The 244-nt window shown below is 54.5% G+C and carries 1 protein-coding gene; it reads right to left on the minus strand.

Translation table 11 applies throughout. The features are described from left to right. On the minus strand, window positions 1-244 hold a 244-nt coding region (locus ACTHS3_RS18445), incomplete at both ends, for an LptF/LptG family permease (RefSeq protein ID WP_440368866.1).

Raw genomic sequence — 244 nt, forward strand, 5'->3', positions numbered from 1 at the left:
GGGTATGGTCGGGCAGCATTTCGCGCACGTTGATGATGCTGTTTTTTTCTTTGAGCCAAAGCCCGGTATTGCCGGTGCTGATTTTGCCGTTGATGGCGGCGGATTTGATGTTTTCGGCTTTTTGGCTGAGGGTGGGGGCAATCCATTCGCCGAGCGCGGCGGTGGCGATGGCGAAAATCAGTCCGAACTGCGACAGGATCAGCAGAAGTTTTTTGGTGCTCATGCCGCTTGCTTTGATGACGGT

The organism is Neisseria sp. P0009.S007, assembly GCF_051962515.1.